The organism is Devosia sp. Leaf420, assembly GCF_001425445.1.
GTDB lineage: Bacteria > Pseudomonadota > Alphaproteobacteria > Rhizobiales > Devosiaceae > Devosia.
This window is the reverse complement of record NZ_LMQU01000009.1, coordinates 406767-431023: the sequence shown is the minus strand read 5'-3', so window position 1 is coordinate 431023 and position 24257 is coordinate 406767. Positions and strand designations below refer to the sequence as shown.

23 protein-coding genes and 1 pseudogene are annotated in these 24257 nt (G+C 60.9%); 7 read left to right on the top strand and 17 right to left on the bottom strand.

What is annotated here, in order from left to right; all coding sequences use genetic code 11:
- Positions 1 to 2: 2 nt before the first annotated feature.
- Positions 3 to 1508 carry a helicase HerA-like domain-containing protein gene (locus tag ASG47_RS06665; RefSeq protein WP_061907936.1) on the bottom strand — a complete coding sequence of 502 codons (1506 nt, stop codon included), beginning with the start codon at positions 1506 to 1508 and terminating at the stop codon, positions 3 to 5.
- 136 nt (positions 1509 to 1644) lie between these two features.
- Here ASG47_RS06665 and ASG47_RS06660 point away from each other — a divergent pair, with 136 nt between their 5' ends.
- On the top strand, positions 1645 to 2928 hold the full coding sequence (locus ASG47_RS06660) for a TIGR03808 family TAT-translocated repetitive protein (protein ID WP_162243228.1): 1284 nt from the start codon (positions 1645 to 1647) through the stop codon (positions 2926 to 2928).
- 113 nt (positions 2929 to 3041) lie between these two features.
- On the opposite strand, the gene ASG47_RS06655 is transcribed toward ASG47_RS06660, so the two are convergent.
- Positions 3042 to 4043: an asparaginase gene (locus ASG47_RS06655; RefSeq protein WP_061907934.1), complete on the bottom strand. Its 1002-nt coding sequence runs from the start codon at positions 4041 to 4043 to the stop codon at positions 3042 to 3044.
- 118 nt (positions 4044 to 4161) lie between these two features.
- Positions 4162 to 4500 carry an SH3 domain-containing protein gene (locus tag ASG47_RS06650; protein WP_061907933.1) on the bottom strand — a complete coding sequence of 113 codons (339 nt, stop codon included), beginning with the start codon at positions 4498 to 4500 and terminating at the stop codon, positions 4162 to 4164.
- A gap of 192 nt (positions 4501 to 4692) precedes the next feature.
- Here ASG47_RS06650 and ASG47_RS06645 point away from each other — a divergent pair, with 192 nt between their 5' ends.
- Both ASG47_RS06645 and ASG47_RS06640 read left to right on the top strand, forming a co-directional pair.
- Positions 4693 to 5556 carry an NAD-dependent epimerase/dehydratase family protein gene (locus tag ASG47_RS06645; protein WP_061907932.1) on the top strand — a complete coding sequence of 288 codons (864 nt, stop codon included), beginning with the start codon at positions 4693 to 4695 and terminating at the stop codon, positions 5554 to 5556.
- 295 nt (positions 5557 to 5851) lie between these two features.
- Entirely contained in the window at positions 5852 to 6139 is a 288-nt protein-coding gene (locus ASG47_RS06640; protein WP_061907931.1) for a GIY-YIG nuclease family protein, read from the top strand.
- Positions 6140 to 6468: 329 nt separating this feature from the next.
- Here the strand turns inward: ASG47_RS06640 and rhaM are convergent, their stop codons facing one another.
- The 6 genes from rhaM to ASG47_RS06610 all read right to left on the bottom strand — a co-directional run bounded on the left by rhaM (position 6469) and on the right by ASG47_RS06610 (position 12475).
- Positions 6469 to 6801: an L-rhamnose mutarotase gene (gene rhaM / locus ASG47_RS06635; RefSeq protein WP_061907930.1), complete on the bottom strand. Its 333-nt coding sequence runs from the start codon at positions 6799 to 6801 to the stop codon at positions 6469 to 6471.
- Positions 6798 to 7799 (bottom strand): ABC transporter permease, encoded by a 1002-nt coding sequence (locus ASG47_RS06630; protein ID WP_061907929.1) that lies wholly within the window; start codon positions 7797 to 7799, stop codon positions 6798 to 6800. The genes rhaM and ASG47_RS06630 overlap by 4 nt, the downstream gene beginning before the upstream one ends.
- Before the next feature lie 190 nt (positions 7800 to 7989).
- Positions 7990 to 8970: an ABC transporter permease gene (locus tag ASG47_RS06625; protein WP_061907928.1), complete on the bottom strand. Its 981-nt coding sequence runs from the start codon at positions 8968 to 8970 to the stop codon at positions 7990 to 7992.
- Positions 8967 to 10472 (bottom strand): sugar ABC transporter ATP-binding protein, encoded by a 1506-nt coding sequence (locus ASG47_RS06620; protein ID WP_061907927.1) that lies wholly within the window; start codon positions 10470 to 10472, stop codon positions 8967 to 8969. The genes ASG47_RS06625 and ASG47_RS06620 overlap by 4 nt, the downstream gene beginning before the upstream one ends.
- A gap of 190 nt (positions 10473 to 10662) precedes the next feature.
- A complete protein-coding gene (gene rhaS / locus ASG47_RS06615) occupies positions 10663 to 11649 on the bottom strand; it encodes a rhamnose ABC transporter substrate-binding protein (protein ID WP_061907926.1) in 987 nt (328 codons plus the stop codon).
- 31 nt (positions 11650 to 11680) lie between these two features.
- On the bottom strand, positions 11681 to 12475 hold the full coding sequence (locus ASG47_RS06610; RefSeq protein ID WP_061907925.1) for a DeoR/GlpR family DNA-binding transcription regulator: 795 nt from the start codon (positions 12473 to 12475) through the stop codon (positions 11681 to 11683).
- Positions 12476 to 12821: 346 nt separating this feature from the next.
- Here ASG47_RS06610 and ASG47_RS06605 point away from each other — a divergent pair, with 346 nt between their 5' ends.
- Positions 12822 to 14918: a bifunctional rhamnulose-1-phosphate aldolase/short-chain dehydrogenase gene (locus ASG47_RS06605; RefSeq protein WP_061907924.1), complete on the top strand. Its 2097-nt coding sequence runs from the start codon at positions 12822 to 12824 to the stop codon at positions 14916 to 14918.
- Between the two features lie 154 nt (positions 14919 to 15072).
- Positions 15073 to 16362: an L-rhamnose catabolism isomerase gene (gene rhaI / locus ASG47_RS06600; RefSeq protein WP_061907923.1), complete on the top strand. Its 1290-nt coding sequence runs from the start codon at positions 15073 to 15075 to the stop codon at positions 16360 to 16362.
- A gap of 212 nt (positions 16363 to 16574) precedes the next feature.
- Here rhaI and ASG47_RS06595 read toward each other — a convergent pair whose 3' ends face one another.
- Together ASG47_RS06595 and ASG47_RS06590 are read right to left on the bottom strand one after the other, a co-directional pair.
- Positions 16575 to 17036, bottom strand: coding sequence for a DUF5680 domain-containing protein (locus ASG47_RS06595; protein WP_061907922.1), 462 nt, complete (start codon positions 17034 to 17036; stop codon positions 16575 to 16577).
- Between the two features lie 116 nt (positions 17037 to 17152).
- Positions 17153 to 18049, bottom strand: a complete 897-nt coding sequence (locus ASG47_RS06590) for a LysR substrate-binding domain-containing protein (RefSeq protein WP_061907921.1) — start codon at positions 18047 to 18049, stop codon at positions 17153 to 17155.
- A 124-nt stretch (positions 18050 to 18173) separates the two neighbouring features.
- On the opposite strand from ASG47_RS06590, the gene ASG47_RS06585 reads away from it, so the two are divergent.
- Both ASG47_RS06585 and ybaK read left to right on the top strand, forming a co-directional pair.
- Positions 18174 to 18371, top strand: a complete 198-nt coding sequence (locus ASG47_RS06585; protein WP_061907920.1) for a hypothetical protein — start codon at positions 18174 to 18176, stop codon at positions 18369 to 18371.
- Between the two features lie 37 nt (positions 18372 to 18408).
- Positions 18409 to 18882, top strand: a complete 474-nt coding sequence (gene ybaK, locus ASG47_RS06580) for a Cys-tRNA(Pro) deacylase (protein ID WP_061907919.1) — start codon at positions 18409 to 18411, stop codon at positions 18880 to 18882.
- Between the two features lie 70 nt (positions 18883 to 18952).
- On the opposite strand, the gene ASG47_RS20215 is transcribed toward ybaK, so the two are convergent.
- The 6 genes and pseudogenes from ASG47_RS20215 to ASG47_RS06555 all read right to left on the bottom strand — a co-directional run bounded on the left by ASG47_RS20215 (position 18953) and on the right by ASG47_RS06555 (position 24240).
- Entirely contained in the window at positions 18953 to 19099 is a 147-nt protein-coding gene (locus tag ASG47_RS20215; RefSeq protein ID WP_082461207.1) for a DUF1127 domain-containing protein, read from the bottom strand.
- A 362-nt stretch (positions 19100 to 19461) separates the two neighbouring features.
- The gene (locus tag ASG47_RS06575; protein ID WP_061907918.1) at positions 19462 to 20112 is read right to left on the bottom strand and encodes a flavin reductase family protein; all 651 of its coding nucleotides are present in this window, start codon (positions 20110 to 20112) and stop codon (positions 19462 to 19464) included.
- A complete protein-coding gene (locus tag ASG47_RS06570) occupies positions 20112 to 21527 on the bottom strand; it encodes a M24 family metallopeptidase (protein ID WP_061907917.1) in 1416 nt (471 codons plus the stop codon). Before ASG47_RS06570 ends, ASG47_RS06575 begins: the two co-directional genes overlap by 1 nt.
- Before the next feature lie 42 nt (positions 21528 to 21569).
- Positions 21570 to 22381, bottom strand: a pseudogene (locus ASG47_RS06565) (ABC transporter permease).
- Complete coding sequence (locus tag ASG47_RS06560; protein WP_061907916.1) at positions 22374 to 23201, bottom strand: ABC transporter permease; 828 nt, start codon at positions 23199 to 23201, stop codon at positions 22374 to 22376. The pseudogene ASG47_RS06565 and the gene ASG47_RS06560 overlap by 8 nt, the downstream one beginning before the upstream one ends.
- Before the next feature lie 4 nt (positions 23202 to 23205).
- Entirely contained in the window at positions 23206 to 24240 is a 1035-nt protein-coding gene (locus ASG47_RS06555) for an ABC transporter substrate-binding protein (protein WP_061907915.1), read from the bottom strand.
- Positions 24241 to 24257: the final 17 nt, after the last annotated feature.

The following is a 24257-nucleotide window of genomic DNA, read 5'->3' as shown; positions in this document are numbered from 1 at the left end:
GGTCATCGTCCCTTGAGGCTGCCGAGAATGCCGCGCACGATGGCGCTGCCGAGCCGATTGGCCACCGTTCGCGCAAAGGAGTTCATCGCCGCCTCTGCCGGCGTCTGCCGGCTCGTTCGCCGCGGCTGGGTCACGCGTTCTTCGCGCGCCGTTTCCCGCGCCATCTGATCGGCCCGCGCCCGGTCCTCGGCATCATATTTGGCCCGTTCATCCGACAATTGCCGATCGCGCGCCCGCTTTTCCAAAATCTCGAAGGCCGACTCGCGATCGACCACCGTGTCATAGAGACCGCCAACCGGCGAATTGGCGAGCGTCGCATCGCGCTCCGCCGGATTGAGCGGCCCCACCTGCGCCGAAGGCGGCCGGATCAACGTCCGCCCCACCATCGAGGGCACGCCCTTATCCTCCAGCACCGAAACCAGAGCCTCGCCGATCCCAAGCTGGGTGATCACCTCTTCGGTCGAAAAAGCTGGGTTGGGGCGGAAGGTTTCCGCCGCCACCTTTACCGCCTTCTGCTCGCGCGGCGTATAGGCGCGCAACGCGTGCTGCACGCGGTTGGAAAGCTGCGCCAGCACATTTTCCGGAATATCGATCGGGTTCTGCGTCACAAAATAGACGCCGACACCCTTGGAGCGAATGAGTTTGACGACTTGCTCGACCTTATCGATCAGGGCCTTGGGTGCGTCATCAAAAAGCAGGTGCGCCTCGTCGAAGAAGAACACCATTTTCGGCTTCTCCGGATCGCCCACTTCCGGCAGCTCTTCGAACAGCTCGGACAGCAGCCACAGCAAAAACGTCCCATAGAGCCGCGGCGAGGCCATCAATTGATCGGCCGCGAGGATCGAAATGAACCCGCGCCCGTCGCTATCGGTCCGCATCAGGTCGGCAATTTCGAGCGCCCGCTCGCCAAAGAAATGGTCGGCGCCTTGCTGCTCCAGCACCAAGAGCGCCCGCTGGATCGCGCCGATCGACGCGGTCGAAACATTGCCATAGCGTCCCGAAATCTCCTTGGCCCGCTCCTGGAGATTGACCAGCAGCGCGCGCAGATCCTTCAAATCGAGCAGCAGCAACCCTTCCTCGTCGGCCACGCGAAAGGCAATATTGAGCACGCCTTCCTGCGTATCGTTGAGATCGAGAATGCGGCTCAGCAGCACCGGCCCCATCTCCGAAATGGTCGCACGCACCGGATGCCCCTTGGTCCCGAAAAGGTCCCAGAACACCACCGGAAAAGCGTCATTGGCATAGTCGGTAAAGCCGATCTCCTCGGCGCGCTTGGTCTGCCATTCCTGGATCGGCTGGCCCTTGGCCACACCCGAAAGATCGCCCTTGATGTCAGCCGCAAAGACCGGCACCCCCGCCGCCGAAAATCCCTCGGCCAGCGCCTGCAGCGTCACGGTCTTGCCCGTGCCCGTCGCCCCGGTCACCAGCCCATGCCGATTGCCATATTTAAGGCTCAGATATTCCGGCCGCGTGCTCGTCCCGAGATAGATCTTACCGTCAACGAGCATTGCATGCCTCTCTCTAAAACCATTCCCCCGTTATAGCCGCGCCGTTGGCGGGCAAACAAGGCACGGAAGGATGGCCCCGTTCACCAATTCCCCCGCTTTTCCTCGCGCCGCGCCCGAAAGCTGGCACAATACAATCATGCGCCAAGAAACAACGATTTCCCGCCGCCACGCCGTTCTCGGTCTCTCCGCCCTCGCCGCGGCCGCTTCCGCGCCGGTTCAGGCGCAGACGGCCGATCTCGTGTCCGATGGCGATAGCGACCAAACCGCCGCTCTCCAGGCCGCTATCGATAGCGCCGTCGGCAAACTCACGCTCCCCGCCGGCCGCTTCCGCGTCGGCCAGATCAATCTCAAATCCAATTTCACGCTCGAGGGCGTACCCGGCGCCACCTGGCTCGTCGCCTCCGGCGGCCCTGCCCTCGTCATTTCCAACCAGCAAAGCACCATCGTCCGCGACATCGGCTTTACCGGCAATAGCGGCACCGACCCGCTCTTCGGCATCGAAACCGGCACCGACATCACCGTCGAGCGCTGCCATTTCACCGATGGCTCCAACATTGCCCTCGGTATGCATGCCAGCGCGGTCCGCGTCAGAGATTGCGTCTTCCTCAATCACGCCGATTGCGCCATCCATTCGCTCGAAAGCACGGGCTCGCTCATTTCCGGCAATCACATCGATGGCTGCGGCAATGCCGGCATTCGCATCTGGCGCGATACCAAAGGCGTCGATGGCTCCATCGTCACCAATAACCGCATCGCCAATATCGATTGGAAAGCCGGCGGCAATGGCCAGAACGGCAATGGCATCAATGTCTATCTCGCCGACGAAGTGATCGTTTCGGACAATCACATCAGCGATTGCGCCTTCACCGCCGTGCGCCTCAACACCACGAAAAACACCGTCGTCTCCGGCAATCAGTGCCGCACCTGTGGCGAGGTCGCGATCTTCTCCGAATTCGGCTTTTCCGGCTCGATCATCGCCGAAAACCTCATCGACGGCGCCGCAACCGGCATTTCCATCACCAATCTCGACAGCGAGGGGCATCTCGCCACCTGCGCCAACAATATCGTGCGCAATATCTCGCCCAAATCCGAGGTCAATCCGGACACTGTCCCCGTCGGCATCTATGTCGAAGCCGAAGTTTCGGTCACCGGCAATGTCGTCGAAAACGTCCCCGGCGTCGCCATCGCCGCAGGCTTCGGCCGCTTCATGCGCTCGATCGTCATCGCCAACAATGTCGTCTATGCAAGCGATGTCGGCATTGGCGTCACCGTTGCCGACGATCCTGGCCCGGTGCTGATCGCCGACAACATGATTTACGAGCCCAAAGTCGGCGAAATCGTCGGCCTAGAATGGACCAAGATCACCGAGCCGGACCTCCGCGCCGCGGCAGACAAATATCCGCATGTGACGATCAGGTAGTGCCCCACCTAACCTGCCCCTGAAGGGGGAGGAATAGATGGCTCTTGCCACCATACCCGGGCAACACCATCAGATCCCTCCCCCTACGAGGGGGAGGCTAGGTGGGGGTTGTGCTAAATCCCAACCGCCCGCATCTCCCCCACCACCGTCTTCCGCACATTCACCGTCGGCTGCCTAACAAACTGCTCCAACACCTTGCGCTGCCCCTCATCCGGCTCCGCAAATTTCAGCAGCAGCGCCGCGACCATCGCCTGGCTCGCCGCCATATTGCCGTCGTCGCATTTGAGCGCATAGCCCCAGCCCTTGTCGCGGATGGCGCCGCATTGCACGCCTTCGGCCCCGCCCTTTTGCATGACGCGGCCACCAAAAGCTTCCATCACCAGCGTGTCGAGATGGCCCGTTCCCGCTACGAGCAGCGGATGGGTGGTCGCCGCATCGAACAGCGCCTGCGCTCCCGCCGCGTGGCCGGCATCGAGCCCGTTCCCCGTCGCCATCCGCGCAAAGCCATGCGCCCAGGCCCGGATCGGCGCTGCCCATGTCGGGATCGAACACCCGTCCGTGCCGCAGCGGTCCTCGGTCAGCTCCTCGCCGATCACCAGTTCCACCGCCGCCCGCACCGCGCGCTGCACATCGTGCTCGCGGCTGACATAGCCTTCCGTCGGCACGCCCATGGCCAGAGCCACGCTCAACATGCCGGCATGCTTGCCCGAGCAATTGTTATGGAGCGCACTTGGCTCCTCATGCTTTTCCCTGAGTACCTCGCGCGCCGCGCCATTGGTCGGCTGATGCGCGCCGCATTCAAGCGTCGCCACCGACAGCCCCATGCGCTGCAAAAATCCGCCAACCCGGCTCGTATGCACCTCTTCGCCATGATGCGAAGCGCAAGCCAGCGCCAGTTCTTCGGAAGAATGATGAAACCGTTCCACCGCATGCCGGTCGAAGATCGCGAGGGCCTGCATGGATTTGATCGCCGAGCGCGGAAAGACCGGCCGCTCGATATCGCCTGCCGAGGCAATCACCCGCCCATCGGCATCAATCACGACAAAAGCGCCGCGATGGCGATTTTCCACCCAATTGCCGCGCACGGCTTCGGCGAGAACGGGATTGGCATCCATAAAAGAAAACTCCGGTCCTGACTGCTCTTGAGGAACAATCAGCGACCGGAAAAGTCAATGCATGGGGAGGTCAGTACACAGTCACTAAAATCAGCCGATGGAGGGGTCGGCCTAAAAATCAGATTTCTCTGCCGCCGAGCGGTGAGAGGTAGCGAGAGTTCACCCAACCGCGCGTCTCGTCATTATCGACAAGGCACCAGTCCGAGCTTTTCGCTACCTCGATACAACGCTCGACCCAAACCGGAGTTCCCGGCCCAAAGCTGCCGACTTTGCGCGAATAGCTCGCCGGCCATTTGCGCACCTGCAGCACATCCCAGGGCGCAACGCGCGACACCTGCGCCGGCTGGCCCACATCATAGCTCGCCGCCATGACGGGCTGCACCACGAACCCGGCCGTCACCGCGATCACGAGACCACAAAGCGTGGCGACCAAAACCTTTTCCTGGCGCTTGTTCATGTTCGTCCCCCGACGATCAAATTCATCATGGCGTGAGAATGGCCCTCTCCGTTTGAACTTAGCCTGATGGCCCCGTTCAGTTTCGGTTCATCCGCGCGAGAGAGCGCTCCCTGTTGGCAAGGCCAGCAATTCCGCCTAACCTTCTTCCCAATAGTCGCGCAGGAAATCCGCGTGGAATTTGAGGAGGTTCGGATGAAGAAGGTTCTCGTCACCGGGGGCAGCGGCAAGCTCGGTCGCGCCGTGCTGCGCGATCTCGTGGCCCATGGCTATGACGTGCTCAATGTCGATAACCAGACGCTCTCGGAACCGATCTGCCCCTCGGTGCGTATCGACCTCACCAATTTCGGCGAAGTCGCCTCGGCCATTCTCGGCGGCGTCGATGAGCGCGGTGGGCCCTTCGACGCCGTCGTGCATCTTGCGGCCATTCCCGCGCCTGGTCTCGCCGCCAATGCTAGGACATTCGCCAACAATGTCCCGACGACCTACAATGTCTTCGAGGCCTGCCGTCTGGCGAAGATCAAGAATGTCGTCTTTGCCTCGAGCGAAACCGTTCTCGGCCTCCCCTTCGACAGCCCCCCGCCCTATGCGCCGGTCGATGAAGAATACTTCCCCCGCCCCGAAAGCGCTTATTCACTGGGAAAACTGCTCGACGAAACCATGGCCGCCCAATTCTGCCGCTGGGACCCCGAGCTTCGGATCGTCGGCCTGCGTTTTTCCAACGTCATGTACCCCGAAGACTACGCCGCCTTCCCGGGGTTCGACAGCGACCCGAAAAAGCGCAAGTGGAACCTCTGGGGCTATATCGACGCCCGCGACGGCGCCCAGGCCGTGCGGCGTTCGCTCCAGGCCGATTTCAAGGGCTTTGAGGCCTTCATCATCGCCAATGCAGATTCGGTAATGACCCGCTCCAACACCTCGCTCCTCGCCGAAGTGTTCCCCAATGTTCCCCAAAAGGGCAACATCTCGACCAATGGCACGCTGCTCTCGATCGAGAAGGCCAAGCGGATGCTGGGCTATTCGCCGCAATATTCCTGGCGGAATGAAGTGGGGAAGTAGTTCAGAGCGACGATCCGTTGAAGAGGTACGTGGGGGAAGCGACCCTCGGGTCAAGCCCGAGGGAAAACGCAGTGCTTGTGGATAGTTCTGAGTTTAAGCCGCTAAGCACCGCCAGCAGCCGCGAAAGTTTGGTTTGAACTTCAAATCGCCCCACCCACCTATCTTCCCTCGGACTTGATCCGAGGGCCTTCATGAAAGCCACAGGAGTATTGTTCAGGCCTACACTTGCCGAACATCTCTAATACAACACACACTCCAGTGTCGACCTACCGGCCATTTGGAACTGAAATCAGCCATGGCCTGGCTCTACATTATGGCTGATCGCAAGTTCGGCACGATCTACATCGGCGCCACCAGCGACATCGTCCGCCGTGTCTGGGAACACAAAAACGATCTGGTCCCGAGCTTTACCCAAAAGTACCAGTGTCACCTCCTCGTCTATTACGAAGAGCACCAAGACATGTACTTCGCGATGCAGCGCGAAAAGAGCATGAAACACTGGCCGCGCGCGTGGAAAGTCGCGCTGATCGAGAAAGACAATCCCGAATGGGAAGACCTCTATCTCGGTATTTTGCCCGGCTGACAATTCAAGTCGGCCCCCAATCCAACCACACCCACCCATCTTCCCTCGGACCTGATCCGAGGGCCTCCGCGGGAGCCACCGCACTCGCGCGCAGGGGTAGGGACCCTCGGGTCAAGCCCGAGGGAAGACCGGGGATGGTTTGGTAAATCCGGGAAGATGCAGACATGATTGTGGACGTGTCACTCACGACGTCCGGCGCGTCCCAATCCAACCTACCCACCATTCTTCCCTTGGACTTGATCCGAGGGCCTTTGCGGGAGCCACCGCGCCTGCGCTCATGGGCTGCGACCCTCGGGGCAAGCCTGAGGATTATGGATTAAGTGGACCCCTCACTTCATCCAAAACACCGGCAGTAAATCTACCGATACCGGCTCGTTCTTCTCATTTGTCGCCATGATGTCGGCCATATGCGCCCACCAGCGCTTCATGACCTCGGTACTGGGTAAATCCGCCATCGTGTGATCCACCCGCCGCCACAAAACCCCGAACAGCGTGTTGGTCTCTTCGTCGAGATGGATCGAATAATCCTTCACGCCCGCAGCGTGCAGCAGGTCGACGAGTTCGGGAAATATCTCGTCGTGGCGCTTTTTATATTCGGCGCTCATGCCGGGATTGAGCCGCATCTTGAAGGCGTGCTTTTCGTAGCCGTTATCGGTGATCATGCGCGTCTTTGCCTCCACATGCGGAACAGGATCGGCAGCGCGATCACGACGATCAGCAGCGAGCCGATGAAAATCGACATGACGATCCCCGGCACGTTGAGGAGCCCAAGCCCGAAGGTCACAAGGCCCATGATCAGCGCCGCGAGCACAACGCCGATGATCGTGCCGGAACCGCCAAGGATGGAAACGCCACCCAGGACAACCATGGTTACAGCCTCGAGCTCAAAACCTTCCGCAATCGACGGCCGCGTCGACCCCAGCCGCGCCGTCAAAAGCACCGCCGCGATGCCGCTCATCAGCCCGGTCAGGCAGAACAGCACGAATTTGATGCGATCGACGCGCACACCGGAAAACCGCGCCGCCGTCGCATTATTGCCGATCGCATAGACCCGGCGCCCGAAATTGGTGTGCTGCAGCAGCACATAGAAAATGACGGCTGCCACGACGAAGAGCACCAGCTCGAATGAGATAACCCAGAACACATAGCCCTGCCCGAACCAGGAAAAGCTCGCCGGGTAACCCTTAAAGCTCTGGTCGCCCAAAACAATATAGGCGATGCCGCGGAAGAGGCTCATCGTACCGATGGTAACGACGATCGAGGGCAGCTTGAGCCCGGTCACCAGGAACCCGTTGAACGCCCCGCAGAGCACTCCGACACAGATCCCCACCATGACGAGCACGGGCGTATCCGCTCCTGCCTGCAGCGCCAGGCCCATCATGGTCGAGGCAAGCGCAATGATCGAGGCGACAGACAGGTCGATCTCACCGGTGATGATGATCAGCGCCATGGCAAGCGCGATCAGCGCCTTTTCGGTGAAGTTGAACGTCATATCGCTCAAGCTCCACTCATTGAGGAAGTAGGGCGAGGCAAACGAATTGGCGATGAAGATCGCCAGCGCGACGAGCACCAGCAGGCTTTCCCAACTGAGCACAGCGGATTTCAGCGGCTTGTCGAGCCGGTTCGGAAGCTGACGGCCGGTTGCAGGGAAATCGGTCATGAAGGGGCTCCCGGCGTGAGAGTGGAAATGGATGGGTTTATGGGTGCCGTCACCCCCTCCCAACCTCCCCCATCAAGGGGGAGGTGCAAGGCCGGTGGGGGGCACAAAATCTCATCCCAAACTGGATGCAACACCTCCCCCTTGATGGGGGAGGCTGGGAGGGGGTGATGCGATACAGCAGCTCCGCTCATCATGCCCCCGCCTCCGCCTTATTCAAAATAATCCGCCCCTTGGTCCGCTCGCTCCGGCCATTGAGCACCACGGCAATCAGAATCGCCGCGCCCGAAATCGCCATCTGCCAGAACGGCGAGACACCGATCACCGGCAGCGCGTTGTTGACGACGCCGAGGAACAGCGCGCCAAGCAGCGCACCCGCCACCGTCCCGATGCCACCGGCAATCGACACGCCACCGATGACGCAGGCCGCAACGATGGTCAGTTCATAGCCACCGGCCACTTCCACCGAAGCGATCACATAGCGCGAAATCCAGAGATAGCCGCAAAGGCCCGAAATGGCCCCGGCCAGCACGAAGGCGAGAAACTTGGTCCGCCCGACATTGATGCCGGTATAGACGGCCGCCGTCGGATTGACGCCGATGGCGTAAAAGGCCCGGCCCTGCGGCGTGCGCGTCATGAGGAGATAGACGAGCCCCGCGACGACCACGGCAAACCACGAGAGGATCGGCAGCCCAAGGAAAGACCCGCGCTGAAGCTGGATGAATTCCTGGCTCATCTGCGCCGCATTGACCCAGGCGCCGCCCGAAATCACGAAGACGAGGCCACGGAAAATCGTCAACGTGCCGAGGGTGACGACGATCGGCGGAATATCGAGCTTCCAGACCAAAATACCGTTGAACGCCCCCAGCGCCGCGCCAACCACGACGCAGCCGGCAATCAGCAACGGGATCGGCACGCCGGGCGCTGCCGCATTGATCATGGCCACGACCATGCCCGTCAGTGCCAGGTTCGACGCCATCGAAAGATCGATCGAGCGCGTCAGGATGACGGCCATCTGCCCCAGCGCCAGCATCATCAGGATCGACGTGTCGTTGAAAATGGTGAGCAGATTGCCCGGTTGGGAAAAGCGCGGGAAGCGCAGCGTCACCAGCACGATGACGGCGAAAATGCCGAGGGCCAGCCAGAGTTCGCGGGTTTTCAGCAGCCGGTTCATGCCGCCTTCTCCTCAGCAATGCCAGCCGCCAGACGCACCAGCGTCTCGGGCTGCAAGTTGGTATTGTCGAGCGTGTCGACCATCAGCCCCTCGCGCATAACGACGACGCGGTCGCTCATGCCGAGGATTTCCGGCAGTTCCGACGAGACCATGATCACAGAGAGCCCCTGGCTCACGAGTTCGCCCATGAATTCGTGCACCGCTGCTTTCGAACCGATATCGATGCCCTTGGTCGGTTCATCGAGAATGATAACCTTGGGCAGCGTTGCGAGCCACTTGGCGATGACGACCTTCTGCTGGTTGCCGCCTGACAGGGTCGACACATTCTGGCTCAGCGAAGAAGCGCGGAGATCCAACCGCTCGGTATAGGTCCGCGCCAGCTTGTATTCTTCCGCCATGCGGATGAAGCCCTTTGAGCTGGTCTTATCAAGGCTCGGTAGCGACACGTTTTTGAAAATCGGCTCGCCGGTAATGACACCCTGCTTGCCGCGCTCTTCCGGCACATAGACGATGCCAGCTTCCACGGCATCGGCGGGCGAGCGCGGCGCGATCGTCTTGCCATCGAGCACCATGGTGCCGCCCGACACTTCGGTCATCCCGAAAACGGCTTGCATCACCTCGGAGCGCCCGGCACCCACGAGGCCATAAAACCCAAGAATCTCGCCCTTCCGCACTGAAAACGAAATGTTCTCAAACTCGGTCGGATGGCTGAGCCCCGTCACCTCGAGCACCGGCGCCCCAATGGTCGCCGCGCGCATCGGGAAAATCTGATCGACCGAGCGGCCGACCATCATCTTGACGATCTCGCTTTGCGGCGTATCCTTGATAAAGCCCTTCCCCACCATTTCACCGTCGCGGAACACAGTATAGCGGTCGGCGATGCGATAGATTTCGTCGAACTTGTGCGAGATGAAGAGGATCGCCTTGCCGTCCTTCTTGAGGAGTTCGACGAGCACATAAAGCTCCTCGATTTCCTTCTGGGAGAGCGCCGCGGTCGGTTCATCCATGATCACGACCTGCGCATCGACGCTGAGCGCCCGCGCCACGGCGACCAGATGCTTCTTGGCAATCCCCAATTCCTTGAGTGGAATATCGGCATCGATCCCGGCCGCCATGGAATCGAGCGTCTTCTGCGCCTCCGATTTCATGGTTTTCCAGTCGATCATGCCGAAGCGATTGCGCGGCGCATGCCCGAGATAGATGTTCTCGGCCACGGTCAGCTCATCGAAGAGCACCGTTTCCTGGTGGATCGCGGTAACCCCCGCCGCCGTCGCCGAGATCGCCGTCGGCAGCGTCACGACCTTGCCCCCAACCCGGATCTCGCCCGCGTCCGGCTGATAGATCCCGGTCATGGTCTTCACCAGCGTCGACTTGCCGGCCCCATTCTCGCCGATCAGCGCCGTCACTGCACCGGGATAAAGCTCCAGCGCCACATCATGCAGCGCCCGCACACCGGGGAAGGTCTTGGTGATACCCGAAAGGGTCAGGATGGGGTCGGTCATTTTTTTATTCCTTGGCGTGGTGGTGGTCTCGCCACGCACTCGGTCCAGTCCCCTCTCCCTCTGGGGGAGAGGATCACCGAATTCGCTCTTGCGAATTCGGTTGGGGTGAGGGGGCCCTCCTGTTTCGGAAAGGCCCCCTCACCCGCTGCTTCGCATCGACCTCTCCCCCGGAGGGAGAGGTGAAGAAAGATCAATAGATCTTCGAGAATTCTTCGATGTTGCTCTTGTCGAACTGGAACGGAGCGGCCATCGCAGCCGAGTTCGTGTCGTCGAGCGTCACTTCGCCGACCTTGCCGATCGAGAACACTGCGCCTGGCTTGGCTTCTTCGCCCTTGACGAGATCATTGGCGAGGTAGACGGCCGAGTAGCCGAGATCGATCGGGTTCCACAGCGCCACGGCCTGGCTCGCGCCATTGTCGATGAACTGCTTGAACTCGGATGGCAGCGCGAGGCCGGTGACGTTGATCTTGCCGATCAGGTTCTGGTCGGTGACGACCTGAGCCGCGGCAACGACGCCAACGGTGGTCGGCGCGATGATGGCCTTGAGGTTCGGATAGGCCGAGATCAGGCCGCGCGCTTCTTCGGTCGACTTCACCGAGTCATCATCGCCATAGACGGTCGCGACGAGGTTGATGTTAGGGAATTTTTCCGGAATGACAGCCTTGGCCGCTTCGATCCAGGCATTCTGGTTGGTCGCGGTGGAGGCGGCCGAAAGAATGGCAACATCGCCGCCTTCGGGCAGATAGTCTGCCGCCAGCTTGATGATGGTTTCGCCGATCAGCGCGGTTTCCGATGGGTTGAGGTGGATCTGGCGGCCTTCCGGCGCCACGCCGGAATCCCACGAGATAACCTTGATGCCGCGGTCCATGGCGCGCTTCAGCACGGGCACGAGAGCATCCGGGTCATTGGCGGAAATCGCAATCGCGTCGACCTGCTGGGCGATCAGCGAATTGACGACTTCGATCTGGGCTTCGGCGGTCGCGGTGGTCGGGCCGGTATAGATGACCTCGATATCGCCGAGTTCCTTGGCCGCGTCCTGCGCGCCCTTGTTGGCGGCGTCGAAGAAACCGTTGCCGAGCGACTTTACCACGAGCGCAATGCGCGTCTGGGCAAAGGCAGGCGTCGCCAGAAGGATGGCGGCAGCAGCGGTAGCGGCCATCAGTTTAAAGAGCTTCATAAATTCCCTCCCTGGGATTTTGCGATGTTTCTCAAGCCACGGCGGCCTGAGCAGGCGTCTCCACGACGATCAACCGCACGCCCGCCGTTTCCAGCATCTGTCGGTCTTCGTCGCGGATGCCGGCGTCGGTGATGACAGCGGCAATCTTATCGAGGCCACACAAGATCAAACTTGAGCGGCCTGTAAATTTGGAAGAGTCGGCAAGAACGATCAGCTCATCCGCCTGCCCGATCAGTCCCAGCTCGGACTGCACGACCATGGGGTCCGCCTCCATCAGCCCATGGGCGCCGATCCCCTGGCAGCCGATGAACATGCGCTTGGCATAAAAGTGACTCGCCACCACACCGCCAAAGGGCGAGAGGATGACGTTCTGCTCGCGATAGACCGTGCCGCCAGGAATGACGACGGGATTTCGCGAATTGTGGATGAGGAATTCGGCGATGGCGAAGCTATTGGTGAAGACACTGACGCGCTTGGTCGTCAGGTGATGCACCATCTGATAGGTCGTCGTGCCGCCATTGATGATGATCGGCTCGCCGTCATTGCAAAGATCGGCCGCCGCTTTGGCGATTGCGCGCTTCTGAGCGATGTTGATCGTTTCATTGACCGAAAATGGCCGCCCGACCAAGCCACCCTGCGATGGCGGGTTGATCGCCTCGGCCCCGCCCCGCACACGCCGCACCTTGCCCTGCTCGTCGAGCGCGGCAATGTCCCGGCGAATGGTCGCTTCGGAAGAGCCCGTCAGATCGCACAGGTCCGCAACCGTCACCATGGCATGGGACTGGGCGGCGGCGAGAATAACGCGATGGCGTTCCGTTTCGTGCAATGCTGATACTCCTCAGGCGCAGTGCTTTCATTCTTTCCAAGCAGAGTCAATCAGCATTTTGCCATTTACAATCATCTTCGCGCACATCTGATGATTGATGATCGTTTGTGATTGACAGCGTCAACCGTTCTATGGCCATGTCCGCGCCAAACGAATGTGTTGCCGGCTTTCGGATCACCCCTCGAGAGCGACCAAACACACGGTTGTCACCCCGGCCTCGAGCCTGGGCCCATCCTGAGATCTCAAGATGGATCCCCGCCTGCGCGGGGATGACAGCCGGTGGGTGGGGCAAACTCCGCAACCCTGCGCTTCGCACCGAGGCGCCACCACTTCGGGAGGAATCTTCATGTCGACCGCGCCCAAGCGCCTTGAAAACAAGTGGGACGACGCCAAGGCCGCGTCCATGACCGAGCCGGAGCGCCTCGTTTATCGCTCCAACCTCCTCGGGTCCGACAAGCGCGTCACCAATTATGGCGGCGGCAACACGTCCTCCAAGATCATGCAGAAGGACCCGCTGACCGGTGAAATGGTCGAAGTCCTCTGGGTGAAAGGTTCGGGCGGCGATAGCGCCTCGATCAAGCTCGATGGCTTTTCGACGCTCTATATGGACAAGCTCCGCGCCCTCAAGGGTCTCTATCGCGGCGTCGAATTCGAAGACGAAATGGTGGGCTACCTGCCGCACGCGACGTTCAATCTGAACCCCCGCGCCGCTTCGATCGACACCCCGCTCCATGCCTATGTGAACCACCCGTTCGTCGATCACATGCACCCCGACGCGATCATCGCCATCGCGGCTTCCAAGAACTCCAAAGAACTGACCAAGCAGATTTTTGGCGATTCCATCGGCTGGCTCCCCTGGAAGAAGCCGGGCTTCGAGCTCGGCCTCTGGCTCGGCAAATATTGCGAAGAGAACCCCAATTCCAAGGGCCTGATCCTTGAGTCCCACGGCCTCTTCACCTGGGGCGACACCCCCAAGGAATGCTACGAAACGACCATCGGCATCATCAATCAGGCCATCGAATGGTTTGAGAAGGAAACCGAGGGCAAGACCATTTTCGGCGGCCAGGCCGTGCAGTCGCTAGACGCCGACGCCCGCCGCGCCGTCGCGGCGAAGCTCATGCCGAAAATCCGCGGCTTCATCTCCGAAGACAGCCACAAGCTCGGCCACTTCGACGACTCGCCTGCGGTGCTCGAATTCGTCAATTCCAACAATCTGCGCCCGCTGGCGGCTCTCGGAACCTCGTGCCCGGACCACTTCCTGCGCACGAAAATCCGTCCACTGGTCATCGACTTTGATCCGGCCAATCCCGATGTCGACGCCGTCATCGCCGGCCTTGACCAGCAGGTTGCCGACTATCGCGCTGACTACGCGGCCTATTATGACCGCTGCAAGCACGACAATTCGCCCGCCATCCGCGATCCCAATGCCGTGGTCTACCTGATCCCCGGCGTCGGCATGCTGACCTTTGCCAAGGACAAGGCCACCGCCCGCATCTCCGGCGAGTTCTATGTCAACGCCATCAACGTGATGCGCGGTGCCTCGACCGTCTCCGAATATCAGGGCCTGCCCGAGCAGGAAGCCTTCGACATCGAATACTGGCTGCTTGAAGAAGCCAAGCTTGCCCGTATGCCGAAGCCAAAGTCCCTCGCCGGCAAGATCGCCCTCGTCACTGGTGGCGCCGGCGGCATCGGCAAGGCTACGGCCGCCCGTCTTCTCCGCGAAGGCGCCTGCGTCGTCCTCGCCGATATCGACCAGACCGCCCTCGATGGCGCCACGGCCGAACTCTCCGGCATTTTCGGCAGTGATTTCGTCCGCCCGGTGAACATCAACGTCACCAAGGAAGAGCAGGTCCTCGCCGGTTTCGCCCACGCCGTGGTCGAATTCGGTGGCCTCGACATCCTCGTCAGCAATGCCGGTCTCGCCTCCTCGGCCGCGATCGAAGACACCTCGCTCGAACTCTGGAACAAGAACATGGACATCCTGTCCACGGGCTATTTCCTGGTTTCGCGCGAAGCCTTCCGTCTCTTCCGCCAACAGAAGATCGGCGGCAACGTCGTCTTCGTCGCATCCAAGAACGGCCTCGCCGCTTCGCCAAACGCGGCTGCCTATTGCACCGCCAAGGCTGCCGAAATCCACTTGGCCCGCTGCCTCGCCCTCGAAGGCGCGGAAGCACAGATCCGCGTCAACGTCGTCAATCCTGACGCGGTGTTGCGTGGCTCGAAAATCTGGGCCGGCGAATGGCTCGAACAGCGCGCATCGACCTACAAGACCGACAAGGACGGCCTTGAAGAGATGTATCGCCAGCGCTCGATGCTGAAGCGCTCAGTGTTCCCCGAAGACATCGCCGAAGCCATCTACTTCTTCGCCTCGGAAGCCTCGGCCAAGTCCACCGGCAACATCATCAACGTCGACGCCGGCAACGCCCAGTCGTTCCCACGCTAAGCAACAGCAAGGCCCCCTCACCCGCCGCTATGCGGCGACCTCTCCCCCAAGGGAGAGGTGGGGGGCTCCCCGTCGCGCAGCGACACCTCTCCCTCTGGGGGAGAGGTCGGCCGAAGGCCGGGTGAGGGGGCCTTATTCCCAGGAGGAGCAAAACATGACCGAACACATCATCGACCCATCCATCGTCACCGCCGACAATTCCAAGCGCGAAGCCGATCTCCGCCGCGATTACGAAACCCTGGGCGAACGCCTAGACCGCCGGGGCATCGCCATCGACGCCATCAAGGCAAAAGTCGCAAAATTCTCCGTCGCCGTTCCCTCCTGGGGCGTTGGCACCGGCGGCACGCGCTTTGCCAAGTTCCCCGGCAAGGGCGAACCGCGCGACATCTTCGACAAGATTGAAGACTGCGCCGTCATCGCCCAGCTCACCCAGGCGACCAAAACCATCTCGCTCCACATTCCGTGGGACAAGGCCGATCCGAACCGCCTGAAGCAGGCAGCCAGCCGCTTTAATCTCGGCTTCGACGCGATGAACTCGAACACGTTCTCGGATGCCAAGGGCCAGATGCAGAGCTACAAGTTCGGCTCGCTTTCGTCCTATGAAAAGGCGACCCGCGATCAGGCGATCGAGCACAATCTCGAATGCATCGAGATCGGCAAGACCATCGGCTCCAAAGCCCTCACCATCTGGGTTGGCGACGGTTCCAACTTCCCCGGCCAGGTCAATTTCGCCGATCAGTTCGCCAACTATCTCGACTCGGCCAAGTCGATCTATGCCGCCCTGCCGGACGACTGGAATCTCTACACCGAACACAAGATGTATGAGCCGGCCTTCTATTCGACGGTCGTGCAGGATTGGGGCACCAATTACATCATCGCCAAGGAACTGGGCGACAAGGCCCTCTGCCTCGTCGATCTCGGTCACCATGCGCCCAACGTGAACATCGAAATGATCGTCTCCCGCCTTGCCCAGTTCGGCAAGCTCGGTGGCTTCCACTTCAATGACAGCAAGTATGGCGACGACGATCTCGACGCCGGTTCGGTCGATCCCTACCGTCTGTTCCTCGTTTTCAACGAACTCGTCGACATCGAGAACCGCGATGGCGATTTCCACCCGGCCCACATGCTCGACCAGAGCCACAATGTCACCGACCCAATCGAGTCGCTGATGCTCTCAGCCTCCGACGTCCAACGCTCCTACGCCCAGGCCCTCCTCGTCGACCGCGCGACCCTCAAAGCCGCCCAGTCCGACAATGACGCCCTGACCGCCACCCAACAACTCCGCCACGCCTTCCGCACCGATGTCGAGCCGATCCTCGCATTGGCCCGCCTCGAAGCCGGCGGCGCCATCGACCCCCTCGCCGCCTACCGCGCCAGCGGCTACCGCGCCAAGGTTGCCGAAGTGCGCCCGGCTGTTGAGGGCGGTTCGGGCGGTATCGTCTGATTTTTGCAGGCTCTGAACTAAAAAGGCCCGGCGATCAGCCGCCGGGCCTTTTTGTTTGGCTCGCGCCCCCTCACCCGTCTCGGCCTTTGGCCGATCCACCCTCTCCCCAAGAGGGAGAGGAATAAAGGCCCCACCTCTTATTCTTCTCCCCCTCGGGGAGAAGGTGGCGCGCAGCGCCGGATGAGGGGGATGCCTAAACACCCACAACACCCCTACCCCCGCACCAGCCCCCCAAAATAATCCAACCCATAAGCCGCCACCCCCTCCACCAAGATCACCTCCCGCCCCCGAAACTGCCCAACGCCGCCCTCGCTCCAATCGCGATAAACCCCGAACGCGCCCACCCACTCAAACCCACCTAAAAACCGCCCCTCCGCATACATCGCCGTCAGCGCGCCCTTGATCGTCGCCCCGGCCCGCTCCGCGTCGATCAGATCCGGCCGGATCACATAGCCATAATAGTTCATCGCCCAGACCGGATCGGCGAGGTGCCACACCACTTCCTGCCCCAGAAAATCGGTGCCGCCAAAATAGCTGTCGAGGTAGCGCCACGGCCCCTCGCTCCAGCCAAGATCATGCGAGCCCGGTCGCGACGCTGGCGCTTTCACCCCGCCCCCGACATAGGTCGCCGCCTTGGCCCGTACGATGACGGCGTTGAGTTCGTCGCTGGTCATATCCGCTCCATCCATGATGATGCATGAGCGCTACCGGCCGTCCGCGACAGCTTTTGTCAGGATTTTACCCGCTTCGGGCTTTTGAGCGTCTCGATGCTAACGGAATGCTACCGAAGTCACGTGCCCTCGCGCATGAATGCGGTGGCCCCCAGCATCCAGTCGCGAAACATCTTCACCTTCGGCGCATTCCGCCGGCTCTCGGGATAGACCAGATAATATCCCCGCCCCGCCGGCGCGAGAATCAGGAATGGCTGGATCAGCCGCCCCGAGGTTATTTCGTCGCGAAACAGCGCCGGCGTCAGCATTGAAACACCCCGCCCGGCCATTGCCGCCGATCCCAGCAGCGATTGCAGATTAAGGATGCTCATCGGCCGGCCTTCCGTCGAAAAGCCAGGCACGCCAGCCACTTCGAACCACATGGCCCACCATTCATCCCGCGGATCGAGCATGGGCAGTTTCAGAAGGTCGGCCGGCTCCTTCACCCCGCCAATGCTCGCCGCCAGAGCCGGGCTCAGGAGCGGCGTGAAATCCGCTTCAACGAGCAGATGCGCCACCAGACCCTTCTTGAGCGGCCCGGACAAGGTCCTGATTCCAATATCGAAATCCTCATTGAGCAGGTCCACAACATCGCTACGGCTATCGAGCCGCACTGCGATATCGGGATGGTCGATCTGGAACAAGCCAAGGTTCTGCGCCAGCCATTGGCTCGCAAAAGTCGGTACGATGGTGATGGAGAGGAGATTATCGACCTCGCCGCGCGTATCGGCAAAGGCATCGCGCATGATGTCGAAGGCCTCTTTCACCTGCGGCGCCAATTTTATCCCCGCCTCGCTCAGCGCAATCTGCCGCGGTTTGCGCAAAAACAGCGCCGCCCCCACCCGCTCCTCGAGCAATTTGACCTGATAGCTCACCGCCGCCTGCGTCATCCCCAATTCCTCGGCCGCGCGAGTGAAGCTGAGATGCCGCGCGACGGCCTCGAAAACCCTGACGGCATTAAGTGGCGGCAACGACATTTGGATAAGCTCACCTTATGCATGCATGCGGACGTTTAGTTGGATCGCCGCCGATATCAGGCGCATCCTCCTGCCATGTCAACCTGATATGGAGCGGCTCGCCATAAGGCCAGTCGATGCATCAATGCTCACGCTGCCGCACATCCTTGGCTTCCTCTTCGCCGTCCCCGCCCCGTCCAAGGCATCCGAAAAGCCCGACCGCCACAAGGCCATCCAGGCCCTCCGCCTCTCCGCACACATCCTTCGCGATGTCGGCATGGAGGATTACGACGCCGCGGCCAGTGACCCGCGTTGGGTCCAGCGACCCGACCTCGAACGCTGAGGCTTGAGCTTTGTTTTATTCGAGCTAAAACAAGGACATGTCCAAGACCACGCCCGCCACCCAAGCGCTCATCAACGCCGGTATCGCCTTCACCCTGGCGCACTATGACTACGACCCGAACGCCGAGCGCGTCGGGCTGCAAGCTGCTGAAGCGATCGGCGTTTCTCCCGGCGAGGTGTTCAAGACCCTCATGGCCGAACTCGATGGCAAGCCGATCTGCGCCATTGTCCCGTCGGACGAAGAGGTCAACATGAAAAAGCTCGCCGCCGCCCTCGGCGGCAAGTCGGCGCATATGATGAAGCCCACCGACGCCGAGCGCCTGACGGGCTATAAGGTCGGCGGCATCAGCCCCTTGGGGCAGCGCAAGCCCGTGCCGACGGCGCTCGACGAAATGGCGCAGCTTTACGATGAGATTTATCTCAATGGCGGACAGCGCGGGCTGCAAATTCGCATAAAGCCCAATGACTTGATCGTCGCGCTCGACTGCATAGTCGCTGACCTGACGCGCTGAAACCAAGCCCCAGAAACGACAAAAGGCGCCCTGAGGACGCCTTCATCGTACGACTGCTTCTGCTTAAAGCTTAGGCAGCGTAGGTGCCGCGAGCGATCGACTTGATGTCGCCGCGCGTGATGCCCAGATCGGTCAGCTGACGGGCGTCGAGCGAGTTTAGCTCGCGCATCGTGCGCTGGTAACGGGCATAGTCGGCAAGCTTCTTCGCAATGTTCATTTCGGTTCCCCTTCGTTTGATGCCCCCTATGTAGATCGAACCGGTCGTGATTAGTAGTCAGTCTCTCTGCACATCCGTTATGCACTGACTGCATCCAAAAGAGGCATATGGTTCATATTCGGTTTAGGTGGCCTGCGCTCAGCCGCCAATTGGGTGAGAGCCCAGCGCGTGATCAAACTACGCAAAACAAAGGAAAACCGGGCAATACGAGCACCTCGCATTACCTGTCCGCGAATTTTGACCAAATGGTCAGGAGCTATGCGTTAACGAATGAGCAACACGGCCGCCGGTGCTCTGCAAGCGACCATTACGCCGCAAGACTGACGGGATCGTGGTCTGAACACACGGTTTGCATTTGTGGCCTACCGCACAGTCGACGACTTCTCAGCGAACCACTGCTCTGGCGACTGCGTCTTGACCTCAAACTGGTCCTGCGTTTGCGTATAGCTATGCCCACCAAGGCGGCCGACTGCATCCATGGCTTGCTTATCGATGTGAAGGTTGTTGGTATCCACCGCACTGCTGCGGACATAGAGACCAACCACCTCCCCCAGAATGATCTCGCGTGCCTTTCCGACTTCCAAAGTCATGTAGCGCCGGCATTCGAGAGCCGCGGGAGCCGCCAAAATGCGCGGGCTGCCAACGGCATACCCCGGCACCGTCTCCAGTCCGGCTTCAGCGAGTTCATCGACCTCCGGACCAAATTTGATGGCGCAAATCTCCATCTGATCTACCAGCGCCTGGTCTACGATGTGCACGGTGAACTCGCCCGTCTCGCGGATATTGCGCGCCGTGTCCTTGAAGCGCATGTCGGCATAGTTCTCGACCCCAACCGCGATGATGGCGGGGTCGTGAGTGAGGACGTTGAGGAAGCTGAAGGGACCGGCATTGGCTCGTCCATCCCGCCCTAGCGTTGTGATAAGCGCGATCGGGCGCGGGATGACGGTGCCGATAAGCAGCTTGTAGCGCTCGCGCTCATTGAGGGCGCCAAAGTCGAAATGGGTATGCTCCATCACACAGCGACCCGGTGCGTTTCGAGCGGGGTGTGGCGGCTGAGGTTTTCGAAGCCGTCTTTGGTGACAAGATAACAGTCCCCGATATTGCATCCGGCCGATTGGGCTTCGAGCCATTGGGTGTGGAGCACAAAAACCATGCCCTCTTCGAGCCGGTCGAAGTTGTGCGAGGACACATTAAAACTGTTTTGCGCACCCGCCATGCCCACGGAGTGGCCGAGGTTTGGATTATGCGGCCCATGCGTAGCCGGATAAACGTGCATGAGCTTGCGGCCCTGCGCTTCCCAGTCGGCATCGGGAACATATTGGCGCGGCACGAGCCGGGCACCACCATCGTCAGCGGGGCTCCAATTGTAGGGCATGGTCCGCGCATGCGGCGAAGTCAGCAAGCCGTGCTCGATATAGGATGAGAAGGCGGCATTGTTGACCTCGCTGATGAGGGCACCGGGCTTGATCAGTTTTTCAGCACGCTTGACGCCGAGGGTGCAGGCCGCGAGGACTTTTTCCTGGCGCTCGGTGATGTCCCCAACGGCAATCATACGCGCAGTCTGGGCGGTATAGCCGCGATAGGTGACGTTGGAGATGTAAAGATTGATGATATCGCCAGGCCGGACGACGTGTCCATAAGGCTTGCCGCAATGGGTCCCGTATTCGTTGATGCCGATCTGATATCCGTCGCCGGTTTCCCCGCCCCGCGCGAGCTGGGCAAACGTGAAGGCGGCGTAGATTTCGGCATCGGTCACGCCCAGGCGCGTAACGTGATAAGCGGCCTGCGTTCCTATGGAAATGAGTTGAGCCGCAGCCTGAAACATCTCGACCTCGCGGGGACTGCGAATTTTCTGCATGCGATCGATGATGGCATTGTCCCGGACAAATTTGGCCTTGGGCATGGCTTCATCGAGATCGGACCAGAAGTCGCGAGACGTGCGATCGCCGAGGAGCCCGATCTGGCTTTTGGATAGACCGAGCTTATCCAGCAGATGTGCCGTCGCTTCGGCCGTGAGCGTGGTGGATGAACCGGGACGATCGGCATATTCCCGGCCGATGGCACCCACCTGCCAGATGTCTTCGACGAGAACCGGCTCGCCCCCTGGCGGCAGAATGACGGACTGGGTGAAGAACGAGACGAGGGTCAGCGGTTTATCGCTGTCGGTTGGAATGATGAGGACGCCTTCGCGCATCCAGTCGCAGACATAGCGAAGATAGGCATTGGAAGTGTGGAACCAGCCGACCATGTCGGTGTGGATCACCAAGGCATCGTGGCCAGCAATGACCGCCTCGCGGCGGATGCGGCGGAGGCGATCTTCGTATTCGGCTTCCGGAAGCGGCGGGGGAGCGACGAAGTCGAAATTCGGCTCGAAATCGGCAAGCAGGTTCTCAATCCGGCGCAGGGCGCCAGGCGAATGCATGTTCATCTGTGTGGTCCTTGTTGGTGGCGCGCGGCGCCTTGACTTGGTTTAGGTACGGGCCAAGGCCTTCCGGCCGAGGATGAGGCCGATGAGAACGAGGCCGATCAAAATCCCGGACATGGCGGCTACCCGAACATCGAGCCCCTCTTCGATGAGGGCAAACATGCGCAGCGGCAGCACGGTAGTCTGGGGGTCGGCGAGGAAGAGCGAGATCGACACATTGTCGAGCGATTGGATGAAGACGAGGAACGCGCCCGCAAGAATGCCCGGCAACATCAGCGGCAGGGTCACCTTGAAAAGAGTTCGCACCCAACTTGCCCCCATGACGGTCGAGGCTTCTTCGAGGCTCGGATAGAGGCTTTGCGCCAGCACTGCCGCCGAGCGGTACATCAGCGGACCGAAGACGACGACATGGCCTGCAATGGTCAACCAGAAGGACGGCCTGATGCCGAGGAGCCGGCAACGATCAGTGCTGCCAGGCCATAAACGAGGCTGGGCAAAACAAGTGGCAGGAGCAAAAGTGGCTCGACGGCACCGGCAGTGCGCCGCTTGACGCGACTGACGCCAATGGCGGCGGGGACGGCAAAGAGCAGCGCGCCAAGAACAGCCGCGGCGGCGATCTTGAGCGAGTTGAAGGCGGCGATGTGTTCGGTCGAGGAGCGAGCCGGATCGAGCAGGGCTTCATACCAACGCAACGAAAAGCCTTCCGGCGGAAAGCGCAGGGTTTGGCCGCCCGTAAAACTCATGGCGATGGCAATCACGATCGGCGCCGCCATGAAGGCAACGCAGAGCGTGCCGAAGCCAAAGACGAAGATTTTGTGGAGGGCGGCAGGCAACAGGGTTTGGCGTCTGTCAGGCATGGTTGGCGAGCCTCCTGTGACGAGAAAGGAAGGTGATGGCCAGAAGCACGGCGCCGGAGGTCAGCAACAGAACAACGGCGATGGCGGCGGCAAGCGGCCAATCGAACAGAGTGCCGACCTCGCGGTAGATCAACTGCGGCATGTAAACATTACGGGCCCCGCCGATGACGGCCTGGGTGACGAAGGAGGCGCTGGTGCTGGCAAAGACTAGAACCCAGCCGGCAAGCAGGGCCGGCAGCATCAGCGGAATAAGAACGGTTATGAGAATGCGCCATGGGCCCGCGCCCGAGACTTCCGCGGCCTCGCCCAGACTTGTCGGCAAGCGCGAGAGCATGGCAATGAGCGGCAAGACCACGAGAGGCAAGTCGATCTGCGTCATGGCGAGGACCAGGCCCAATTCGGTGAACATGAGACTGATCGGGCCGTCGGTGAAACCGAAGGCAAGAAGCGTTTCGCTGATCGGTCCTTGGCGACCGAGGATCACGATCCAGGCGAATGTCCGCACGACGTTGCTGGTGAGCATCGGGATGAGCGTCAGGAAAATAATCACCTGACGGACACGGGGTCCGCTATGCCAGTAGAGCAAGGCGATGGGGATGCCTAGCAGCGTCACGCCCAACACGGTCTGGATGCCGAGACGGAACGTGTTGACCAGCACCCGGAAGTTGAAAGGGTCGCCGAGAAAACGGGCATAGTTGTCGAGGGTAAAACCTGTCTCGCCGACAAAGCTGTAACCGACGAGCATGGCGAGCGGCGCCGCGAAGAACAGCACCGACAGGGTGAGCATCGGGGTCAGGAAGGGAACGCCGCTCGCACGCATGGGATCAGCCCGCCACGACAGCGTCGAACGCGCGGATCCAGGCGTCGCGGTTCTGGTTGATCAGCGTCCAATCGGGGTAGACCAGATTGGGGAGGTCTTCGCGCGTGACATATTGCTCGATTTCGGGCGTCAGCGCGACATCGTGATTGGTCGGGAAAGTCGCCGTCGGCGGCGCCATAAGTTCGGTCTGGGCGGCCGCGGAGATGGCGGCGTCCATATAGGCATAAGCCGCATCGACATTTTGCGAGCCCTTGGTCAGGTGAATGTTGACGGGGGCAGCCGGCGAGCCGGTTTCGGGATGGACGAATTCGGCATTGAGGCCAAGGCTCTTGAGCTTAGCGACATTACCGGTCGAGCACATGAAGACGGCGATCTCGCCCTGCTGGAATAGCGTCATCTGGCTATTGGTGCTATCGACGACATTGTTGAGCTGATCCGGGTGATCGCGAAAAAGCTGGAACACGGCTTCCATATCATCGGGACCAGTTCCGAAAATCTTGGCGAGCTGGGTATAGGCCATGACGGCAGTGTTGGAGCCGAAGCCGGTCCAAGAGACCTTGCCGGCATATTCCGGCTTGTTGAACAGATCCGCATAGCCGGCAGGACGCGGCACGAGGCCTGGATTGTAGCAGATGCCGTTGACTTCGACGGTAACAGTCGGGCCATACTCGCCCTGGAAGGCAGGATCGAGCTTGTCCCAATTGGAAAGGCGCGCGGGGTCAATCTTCTGGATCAGGTCGTTCTCGATGGCGACGGCGCCCTGCCCTAGCGACATCAAGAGCGTGTCGAAGGCCGGAGCATCGGGGCTGGCCATAACCTTGGCCAACTGATCCTGCGCCAACGCGGGCGAAATCGTGAGGTCGAACCCCTTCTCGGACAAAAGCGGCGTGAGCACGCGGCGATAGCCGTCTTCCCAATTGCCCGGGAAGGTCGCGGCAACGAGGCCGCCGGCGGCACGCGCCTGCATTGGCAGGAAGCCGGCGGCCGCTGCGCCGAGGGCAAGGATGTTGAAATGGCGGCGGGAAAGTCTGGTCGTCATGAAGGCACCTTTGGACT

Bases quoted from the DNA above. Each gene is read 5' to 3' on its own strand.
- ybaK (WP_061907919.1), top strand. From the start codon at position 18,409: ATGTCCAAGACCACGCCCGCCACCCAAGCGCTCATCAACGCCGGTATC.
- ASG47_RS06595 (WP_061907922.1), bottom strand. From the start codon at position 17,036: ATGACCAGCGACGAACTCAACGCCGTCATCGTACGGGCCAAGGCGGCG.
- ASG47_RS06605 (WP_061907924.1), top strand. From the start codon at position 12,822: ATGTCGACCGCGCCCAAGCGCCTTGAAAACAAGTGGGACGACGCCAAG.
- rhaS (WP_061907926.1), bottom strand. From the start codon at position 11,649: ATGAAGCTCTTTAAACTGATGGCCGCTACCGCTGCTGCCGCCATCCTT.
- ASG47_RS06665 (WP_061907936.1), bottom strand. From the start codon at position 1,508: ATGCTCGTTGACGGTAAGATCTATCTCGGGACGAGCACGCGGCCGGAA.
- ASG47_RS06640 (WP_061907931.1), top strand. From the start codon at position 5,852: ATGGCCTGGCTCTACATTATGGCTGATCGCAAGTTCGGCACGATCTAC.
- ASG47_RS06555 (WP_061907915.1), bottom strand. From the start codon at position 24,240: ATGACGACCAGACTTTCCCGCCGCCATTTCAACATCCTTGCCCTCGGC.
- ASG47_RS06650 (WP_061907933.1), bottom strand. From the start codon at position 4,500: ATGAACAAGCGCCAGGAAAAGGTTTTGGTCGCCACGCTTTGTGGTCTC.
- ASG47_RS06590 (WP_061907921.1), bottom strand. From the start codon at position 18,049: ATGTCGTTGCCGCCACTTAATGCCGTCAGGGTTTTCGAGGCCGTCGCG.
- rhaI (WP_061907923.1), top strand. From the start codon at position 15,073: ATGACCGAACACATCATCGACCCATCCATCGTCACCGCCGACAATTCC.
- ASG47_RS06655 (WP_061907934.1), bottom strand. From the start codon at position 4,043: ATGGATGCCAATCCCGTTCTCGCCGAAGCCGTGCGCGGCAATTGGGTG.
- ASG47_RS06570 (WP_061907917.1), bottom strand. From the start codon at position 21,527: ATGAACATGCATTCGCCTGGCGCCCTGCGCCGGATTGAGAACCTGCTT.
- rhaM (WP_061907930.1), bottom strand. From the start codon at position 6,801: ATGATCACCGATAACGGCTACGAAAAGCACGCCTTCAAGATGCGGCTC.
- ASG47_RS06645 (WP_061907932.1), top strand. From the start codon at position 4,693: ATGAAGAAGGTTCTCGTCACCGGGGGCAGCGGCAAGCTCGGTCGCGCC.
- ASG47_RS06575 (WP_061907918.1), bottom strand. From the start codon at position 20,112: ATGGAGCATACCCATTTCGACTTTGGCGCCCTCAATGAGCGCGAGCGC.
- ASG47_RS06625 (WP_061907928.1), bottom strand. From the start codon at position 8,970: ATGAACCGGCTGCTGAAAACCCGCGAACTCTGGCTGGCCCTCGGCATT.
- ASG47_RS06630 (WP_061907929.1), bottom strand. From the start codon at position 7,799: ATGACCGATTTCCCTGCAACCGGCCGTCAGCTTCCGAACCGGCTCGAC.
- ASG47_RS20215 (WP_082461207.1), bottom strand. From the start codon at position 19,099: ATGAACATTGCGAAGAAGCTTGCCGACTATGCCCGTTACCAGCGCACG.
- ASG47_RS06560 (WP_061907916.1), bottom strand. From the start codon at position 23,201: ATGCGTGCGAGCGGCGTTCCCTTCCTGACCCCGATGCTCACCCTGTCG.
- ASG47_RS06585 (WP_061907920.1), top strand. From the start codon at position 18,174: ATGCTCACGCTGCCGCACATCCTTGGCTTCCTCTTCGCCGTCCCCGCC.
- ASG47_RS06660 (WP_162243228.1), top strand. From the start codon at position 1,645: ATGCGCCAAGAAACAACGATTTCCCGCCGCCACGCCGTTCTCGGTCTC.
- ASG47_RS06620 (WP_061907927.1), bottom strand. From the start codon at position 10,472: ATGACCGACCCCATCCTGACCCTTTCGGGTATCACCAAGACCTTCCCC.